The sequence below is a fragment of the Pseudomonas sp. AP42 genome (genome assembly GCF_001728935.1).
Lineage (GTDB): Bacteria > Pseudomonadota > Gammaproteobacteria > Pseudomonadales > Pseudomonadaceae > Aquipseudomonas > Aquipseudomonas lactis.
In genome coordinates this window covers 25,176-33,067 of record NZ_LYSO01000066.1, presented here as the reverse complement: position 1 = coordinate 33,067, position 7,892 = coordinate 25,176, and the positions used below count along the sequence as shown (strand labels likewise).

The window sequence follows — 7,892 nt, the reverse complement described above, 5'->3', positions numbered from 1 at the left end:
CGGGGCGCCTAAGATCAAGAGCAGATCAAGAGCGACTCGCTTCGCATCGTGGAGTGTGTGGCCGGGCGCGGTCAACTGTGGGAGCTGGCTTGCCTGCGATAGCGACCTAAAGAACTACACCGCCTCCCGGTAAGGATTGCGCGGGTCCTGCGTCCAGTTCAAAAACGGCTTGCCGGTATCGATCGGCACCATCTCGATGCAGTCGGCCACCGGGCAAGTGATCTGGCACAGGTTGCAGCCCACACACTCATCGTCGATCACCTCATACAGATGCGTCCCATCGGCCTGCTTCAAGCTGGCAATGGCCTGGTGCGAGGTGTCCTCGCAGGCGATATGGCAACGCCCACAGCCAATGCACGCCTCTTGATCAATCTTGGCGATGACCTGGTAGTTGATGTCCAGGTACTTCCAGTCGGTGGTATTGCCCACCGCCCGCCCGGAAAACGCTTGCAGGTTGGCATGGCCCTGGCTGTCCATCCAGCGCGACAAGCCGTCCTTCATCTCTTCAACGATGCGAAACCCATGCAGCATCGCCGCCGTGCACACCTGCACCGCGCCGCAGCCCAGGGCAACAAACTCCGCCGCATCCCGCCAGGTGCCGATACCGCCGATGCCGCAGATCGGCAGGCCGTGGGTCTGTGGGTCGCGGGCGATTTCGGCAACCATGTTCAACGCAATCGGCTTGACCGCCGAGCCGCAGTAACCGCCGTGGGTGCTCTGGGTGCCGACCACCGGCAGCGCGACCATACGCTCCAGGTCCACGCTGGTGATGGAGTTGATGGTGTTGATCAGCGACACCGCATCCGCGCCGCCGCGATAGGCCGCCCGCGCCGCCACGCGGATGTCGGTGATGTTCGGCGTGAGCTTGACGATCACCGGCAGCGAGCAATACGTCTTGCACCAGCGCGTCACTTGCTCCACGTACTCCGGCACCTGGCCGACGGCGGCGCCCATGCCCCGTTCGGGCATGCCGTGGGGGCAGCCGAAGTTCAGCTCAATGCCGTCGCAGCCGGTCGCCTCCACCAAGGGCAGGATGTTTTTCCAGGACGCTTCGACACAGGGCACCATCAGCGAGACGATCAGCGCGCGGTCCGGCCAGTCCTTTTTCACCTGGGTGATTTCCCGCAGGTTGATCTCCAGGGAACGGTCGGTGATCAGTTCGATATTGTTAATGCCCAGCACTTCACGGTTGGCGCCATAGTGCGCGGAGTAGCGCGACGACACGTTCACCGCTGCCGGGTCTTCCCCCAGGGTTTTCCACACCACGCCACCCCAGCCAGCCTCGAACGCACGCACCACGTTGTAGGCTTTGTCGGTGGGCGGCGCGGAGGCCAGCCAGAACGGATTGGGCGCTTTGATACCGGCGAATACAATCGAGAGATCGGCCATTACGCAGCCTCCACAGTCAGCATGAGTTGGGCATGCATGGCTTCGGCGGCCCGCTTGCCATGTTGTACCGCCTGCACGGTGAGGTCCTGGCCGAGGCTGACGCAGTCGCCGCCGGCATACACCCCTGGGATGCTGGTGCGCAGTTGCTCATCGACGAAGATGCGCTCGCCGACGCGATGCAGTTGCTGGGCCAGCGGATCGTGCAGGGCGTCGTTGTCGAAGCCTTGCCCGATCGCCTTGAAGATCGCGTCGGCAGCCAGTTCGAAGGTTTCCCCGGTCGGCAGCAGGCGACCGTTTTCCAGGCGGGTGCGGGCAAAGCGCATGCCGCGCACGCGGCCTTGGTCGTCGAGTAGCACCTCGTCGGGTTGGGCCCAGGTCAACAGCCGGACTTGATTGGCCTTGGCGATGTCCTGTTCGTGGTGGGTCGCGCCCATGTCGGCCAGGCCACGGCGGTAAACCAGGTTGACATCGCGGGCACCGAGGCGGGCCATTTGCACGGCCATGTCGATGGCAGTGTTGCCGGCGCCGAGCACGATGCAGCGGTCGGCCAGGGGCAGTTGGGTGAGGTCATCGGCCTGGCGCAGTTCGCGGATATAGTCGGTGGCGGCGAGCAGGCCGGGGGCGTCCTCAAAGGGCAGGCCCAGCTGTTTGCTGGCCGCGAGACCCAGGCCGAGGAACACCGAATCGAACTGCTGGTGCAGTTCGCTCAAGGTCAGGTTGTCGCCCAGGCGCTGACCGTGGCGAACCTCGATGCCGCCAATCTGCAGGAGGAAATCCAGCTCCTTCTGGGCGAAGTCGTCCACCAGTTTGTATTTGGCGATTCCGTATTCATTCAGTCCGCCGGCTTTTTCCCGCGCTTCGAAAATCACCACGTCATGACCGTGCAAGGCGGCGCGGTGAGCGCAGGCCAAACCGGCGGGCCCGGCGCCGACCACAGCGATACGCTTGCCGGTGGGCGCGGCGCGTTGGAACGGGTGCTCGCTGAAATGCGCATTGTCGATGGCGTAGCGTTGTAGCAGGCCGATCAGCACAGGGGCGCATTCTTCGGCGTTATTGCGTACGCAGGCTTGTTGACAGAGGATTTCCGTCGGGCACACCCGCGCGCAACTGCCACCGAGGATGTTGGCCGAGAGGATCTTCTGCGCGGCGCCTTGTACGTTGTCGGTGTGGATATTGCGGATGAACGACGGGATGTCGATCTCGCTGGGGCACGCATTCACACAAGGCGCGTCGTAGCAGTACAGGCAGCGCGAGGCTTCCAGTTGGGCCTGGCGGGCGTTGAGCGGCGGTGCCAGGTCGGTGAACTGGCTGGCGAGGGTGGCCCCGTCTTCGCGGGGGTGGGGGAGGTGGGTCAGGGTCTGGATCACGGTGTTGGCCTCACGGTTATTGAGGTGCTGCCTCTGATGGGCATTGGTTTTTTGTTGCCTGTACTGGCCTCTTCGCGAGCAAGCCCGCTCCCACATTCCACCGCATTTGTCCTGTTGAAATGGGATCAAATGTGGGCGCGGGCTTGCTCGCGAAGGGGGCTTCAGCGGTTCACGGCCACTGGCTTGGAAAGCGCGGCCCGCTTGCTCAACTGCTCGAACACCGACGGATACGCCGGCCGCTCTACATACCGTCCGGCGCCTCGCTCGGCGCGCAGGTCACCATCGGCCCACACCAGCTTGCCCTGGCTGATGGTGTGGCTGGGCACGCCGCGCACGGTCTTGCCTTCGAAGATGTTGAAGTCCACCTGCTGATGGTGGGTCTTGGCCGAAATGGTCCGCGTGCCCTCCGGGTCCCATAGCACCAGGTCGGCATCGGCGCCTACGCGTATCGCGCCTTTGCGGGGGTAGAGGTTGAAGATTTTTGCGGTGTTGGTGGAGGTCAGCGCGACAAATGCCTGCATCGACAAACGCCCGGTATTGACGCCTTCGTGCCACAGCAGCGCCATGCGGTCTTCAATGCCGGCGGTGCCGTTGGGGATCTTGCTGAAGTCATCACGCCCGGCGGCTTTTTGCTCGGCGCAGAAGCAGCAGTGGTCGGTGGCGGTGGTGTGCAGGTTGCCCGCTTGCAGGCCATGCCACAGTGCCTCCTGGTGCCCGCGCGGGCGGAATGGCGGGCTCATCACGTAGCCAGCGGCGGTCTGCCAGTCGGGGTGCTGGTACACACTGTCATCGAGCAACAGGTGGCCGGCGAGCACTTCGCCGTACACTGCCTGGCCCTTGCCTCGGGCATAGGTGATTTCATCCAGGGCTTCCTTCGTCGACACATGCACCAGGTACAGCGGCGTGCCGATGGTCTCGGCAATCCGGATGGCGCGGCTGGCCGCTTCGCCTTCCACTTGAGAGGGGCGCGACAGCGGATGGGCTTCCGGCCCGGTGATGCCCTGGGCCATCAACTTGCGTTGCAGGTGATACACCAGCTCGCCATTTTCAGCATGCACGGTGGGCACCGCGCCGAGTTCCAGGCAGCGTTCGAAACTGGCAACCAAGGTGTCGTCGGCCGCCATGATCGCGTTCTTGTAGGCCATGAAATGCTTGAAGCTGTTGATGCCGTGATGGCTGACCAACTCGGCCATTTCCTCGCGTACCTGCTCGCTCCACCAGGTGATCGCTACATGAAACCCATAGTCGGCGGCAGACTTTTCGGCCCAGCCGCGCCACTGGTGGAAAGCTTCCATCAGCGACTGCTGCGGGTTGGGAATCACGAAGTCGATGATCGACGTGGTACCACCGGCCAAGCCTGCCGCCGTGCCACTGAAAAAGTCTTCACTGGCCACGGTGCCCATGAAGGGCAGTTGCATATGGGTATGGGGGTCGATGCCGCCCGGCATCAAGTATTGGCCTCTGCCATCGAGTACTTCGCAGCCTGCGGGAACATCCAGATTCGTGCCAATGGCGCGAATTAGACCCTCTGCGCATAACACGTCGGCGCGGTAACTTTCATCATGGGTAATAACGGTGGCGCCACGGATCAACAGCGACATGTCGAGTTCCTCACAGGCTTGACCGGCTTGTGCCAGTTCTAAGTGTTGTAATACTGCGTACCGATGACGGGTTAATTCCTGTCATCGGTGACAGGAATAGAAACTAGCCCGAGTTTTTCGAATGAGCAAGAAGATTTTTCGCAAGCCTTTATAGTTTTTATCTTATTGATATACATAAGAAAAATACTATTTTCACCAAAATGAAGCACGCCCACCCTGTTTTGACGCACTTGACAGGTTCTTGATCTGATCAATATTTCTTATTGCAAATCAGGCGCTTGAGATATGCCGCTTGACGGCGTCGAGAAATAAAAATAATTGTGATGCACCAGATTGAGACCTGAGGGTTCGAGCAACGTGTGAGTTGTTTAGCCTGACGCAGACGGCAAGTACCGCAGGCTCAATTGGAAAGCTGATAAACATCAGTACGTTATATAAGCGGTACGGGCTCAGAGGCGGTTGTCGGCACGGTTATTGAGTGCACGGGCAGTTGGCCGGAACCCTGGATGTCATGTTGTCGATGCGGTACTCCGGCCACCTGAACCTAGCGAGCAGGTGAGCAACAATTATTTTAAAAAAACCGTGGAGCGGCCATGCAACAGAACAGATCGCAAGTCATCGAGCGCAACGGCCTGTACGAACTCGACGCCGGCCCCGACGTCCTCGACAGCCCTCGCTACAACCACGACATGGCACCTACCAAAGTGCACGAGCGCACCTGGAACAAATGGCACATCACCGCGCTATGGGTCGGTATGTCGATCTGCGTGCCCACCTACACCCTGGGCGGGGTGCTCACGGCCTATTTCGGGCTGTCGGTGGGGGAGGCGCTGGTAGCGATCCTGCTGGCCAATATCGTGGTGTTGATCCCGCTGACCCTCAACGCGTTTCCCGGCACCAAGTACGGCATTCCGTTTCCGGTGCTGTTGCGTTCGTCCTTTGGCATCCTCGGCTCCAACGTACCGTGCCTGATCCGCGCGCTGGTGGCCTGCGGCTGGTTTGGTATCCAGACGATGTTCGGCGGGCTGGCGATCCACCTGTTCCTGGGCTCGATTTTCGACGGCTGGAAAGCCCTCGGCGGTACTGGTGAGGTGATTGGTTTCATGCTGTTCTGGTGCTTGAACCTGTGGGTGGTGCTGCGCGGCGCCGAGTCGATCAAGCGCCTGGAAACCTTGTCGGCGCCGCTGTTGGTCGCCGTGGGCGTTGGGCTGTTGGTATGGGCGATGCCGAACGTGTCCCTCAGCGAGTTGATGGCGATCCCACCCAAGCGCCCCGAAGGCGCCAGCCTCACCGGTTACTTCATGGCGGGGCTTACGGCGATGGTGGGTTTCTGGGCCACGTTGTCGCTGAACATTCCCGACTTCAGCCGCTACGCCAACAGCCAGAAAGACCAGATTCTGGGGCAGATCTTCGGCTTGCCGTTGACCATGTTCCTGTTCGCCGCCCTCGGCGTGGTCATGACCGCCGCCTCGGTGAAACTGGTGGGGGTCAGCGTCTCCGACCCGGTGAGCCTGATCGGTCATATCCAGAGCCCGGTGTGGGTGGCCATCGCCATGGCGCTGATCATCGTCGCCACTTTATCCACCAACACCGCGGCGAACATCGTCTCGCCCACCAACGACTTCCAGAACATCGCGCCCAAGCTGATCAATCGCACCACGGCGGTGATTCTCACCGGCCTGGTAGGGCTGGCGCTGATGGCCCATGAACTGCTGAAAAAACTCGGGCTGATCGTCTCGGACGTGAGTCTTGAAACCGTGTATTCCAATTGGCTGCTGGGTTATTCGAGCCTGCTGGGGCCGATTGCCGGGATCATGGTGGTGGACTACTTCATTACCCGCAGACAACAGTTGGACCTGGCCGGCCTGTACCGCGATGACGTGTACCCGGCCTGGAACTGGAGCGGCTTTGTCGCCTTTGGTGTACCGGTGGTGCTGACGTTGCTGTCGCTGGGCAGCGATGCGTTCAGCTGGTTCTACAGCTACGGCTGGTTCACCGGCTCGGCGTTGGGCGGGGTGTTGTATTACGGGCTCAATGCCAAGCGCGCTAGCAGTCCACTCACCGCCAAATCCCCGTTGTAAACACGGTTCAGGTGGGAGCTGGCTTGCCTGCGATAGCGGACTATCAGTTAAAACCGTGTCGCCTGACACACCGCTATCGCAGGCAAGCCAGCTCCCACAGTTGACCGCGTTAATTCATAAGAACCTGTAGCCTGAGGAGACCCCCATGAACGCTGCCCTCGACGTTCTGCAATCGACCCATCAGCACATCAACCGCGACCGCCTGTGGCAGTCGCTGATGGACCTGGCCAAACTTGGCGCCACCCCCAAGGGCGGTGTGTGTCGCCTGGCCCTCACCGACCTCGACCGCAAGGCTCGCGATCTCTTCGTGCAGTGGTGCGAAGCGGCTGGTTGCACCGTGACAGTCGACGGCATCGGCAATATCTTTGCGCGTCGCCCCGGCCGCAACCCCGACCTGCCGCCAGTGATGACCGGCAGCCACATCGACACCCAGCCCACCGGCGGCAAGTTCGACGGTTGCTTCGGCGTGCTGGCCGGCGTGGAAGTGCTGCGCACCCTTAATGACCTCAAGGTGGAAACCGAGGCGCCGCTGGAAGTGGTGGTATGGACCAACGAAGAAGGCTCGCGCTTCCCGCCGTGCATGATGGGCTCAGGCGTGTTTGCCGAGAAGTTCACCCTGGCCGATACCCTGGCCAAAGTGGATGCCGATGGGGTCAGCGTGGGGGATGCGTTGAACGCGATTGGCTATGCGGGAACGCGGCCGGTCAGCGGGCATAAGGTCGGCGCGTATTTCGAGGCGCATATCGAACAAGGGCCGATTCTGGAGGATGAACACAAAACCATCGGCGTGGTGCTCGGCGCCCTCGGGCAAAAGTGGTTTGACCTGAAGCTGCGCGGTGTTGAGGCCCATGCCGGCCCTACACCCATGCACTTGCGCAAGGACGCCTTGGTAGGCGCGGCGGCGGTGGTGGCCGCCGTGAACGCGGCGGCGTTGGCGCACCAGCCCCACGCATGCGGCACGGTGGGTTGCCTGCAAGCGTATCCGGGATCGCGCAACGTGATTCCCGGTGAAGTGCGCATGACCCTGGATTTTCGTCACCTGGAACCGGCACGGCTGGACTCGATGATTGCCCAGGTGCGCCAGGTGATCGAAGACACCTGCGCCAAACATGGCTTGAGTTTCGACCTGCAGCCCACGGCGGACTTCCCGCCGCTGTACTTTGACAAAGGCTGTGTGGAGGCGGTGCGCGATGCGGCGAATGGCTTGGGCTTGTCGAACCTGGATATCGTCAGCGGGGCAGGGCACGATGCGATCTTCGTCGCTGAGCTGGGCCCGGCGGGGATGATCTTTGTGCCGTGTGAAGGCGGCATCAGCCACAACGAAATCGAAAATGCCGCGCCGGATGACCTGGCGGCAGGGTGTGCGGTGTTGTTGCGCGCCATGCTAGCAGCTTCAGCGGCCATCGCCAGCGGCAAACTCGCGGCCTGAAATACGCTAAAAATGTAGGAGCGAG

Annotated in this window: 5 protein-coding genes; 2 read left to right on the top strand and 3 right to left on the bottom strand. The window is 61.6% G+C overall.

The window, feature by feature from the left end; translation table 11 throughout:
* Positions 1 to 114 precede the first annotated feature (114 nt).
* From preA to hydA, 3 genes are all read right to left on the bottom strand, one after another.
* On the bottom strand, positions 115 to 1,389 hold the full coding sequence (gene preA / locus A7K61_RS20355; RefSeq protein WP_003192280.1) for an NAD-dependent dihydropyrimidine dehydrogenase subunit PreA: 1,275 nt from the start codon (positions 1,387 to 1,389) through the stop codon (positions 115 to 117).
* Positions 1,389 to 2,756: an NAD(P)-dependent oxidoreductase gene (locus A7K61_RS20350; RefSeq protein ID WP_057711264.1), complete on the bottom strand. Its 1,368-nt coding sequence runs from the start codon at positions 2,754 to 2,756 to the stop codon at positions 1,389 to 1,391. The genes preA and A7K61_RS20350 overlap by 1 nt, the downstream gene beginning before the upstream one ends.
* A 161-nt stretch (positions 2,757 to 2,917) precedes the next feature.
* The gene (gene hydA, locus A7K61_RS20345) at positions 2,918 to 4,357 is read right to left on the bottom strand and encodes a dihydropyrimidinase (RefSeq protein ID WP_069558223.1); all 1,440 of its coding nucleotides are present in this window, start codon (positions 4,355 to 4,357) and stop codon (positions 2,918 to 2,920) included.
* Between the two features lie 593 nt (positions 4,358 to 4,950).
* Between hydA and A7K61_RS20340 the strand changes: the two genes are divergently transcribed.
* Both A7K61_RS20340 and A7K61_RS20335 read left to right on the top strand, forming a co-directional pair.
* The gene (locus A7K61_RS20340; RefSeq protein WP_056787992.1) at positions 4,951 to 6,438 is read left to right on the top strand and encodes an NCS1 family nucleobase:cation symporter-1; all 1,488 of its coding nucleotides are present in this window, start codon (positions 4,951 to 4,953) and stop codon (positions 6,436 to 6,438) included.
* Positions 6,439 to 6,583: 145 nt separating this feature from the next.
* Complete coding sequence (locus A7K61_RS20335; RefSeq protein WP_069558222.1) at positions 6,584 to 7,867, top strand: Zn-dependent hydrolase; 1,284 nt, start codon at positions 6,584 to 6,586, stop codon at positions 7,865 to 7,867.
* Positions 7,868 to 7,892: the final 25 nt, after the last annotated feature.

Coding starts and splice junctions, on each gene's coding strand:
- A7K61_RS20340 (WP_056787992.1), top strand. CDS start 4,951: ATGCAACAGAACAGATCGCAAGTCATCGAGCGCAACGGCCTGTACGAA.
- A7K61_RS20335 (WP_069558222.1), top strand. CDS start 6,584: ATGAACGCTGCCCTCGACGTTCTGCAATCGACCCATCAGCACATCAAC.
- hydA (WP_069558223.1), bottom strand. CDS start 4,357: ATGTCGCTGTTGATCCGTGGCGCCACCGTTATTACCCATGATGAAAGT.
- preA (WP_003192280.1), bottom strand. CDS start 1,389: ATGGCCGATCTCTCGATTGTATTCGCCGGTATCAAAGCGCCCAATCCG.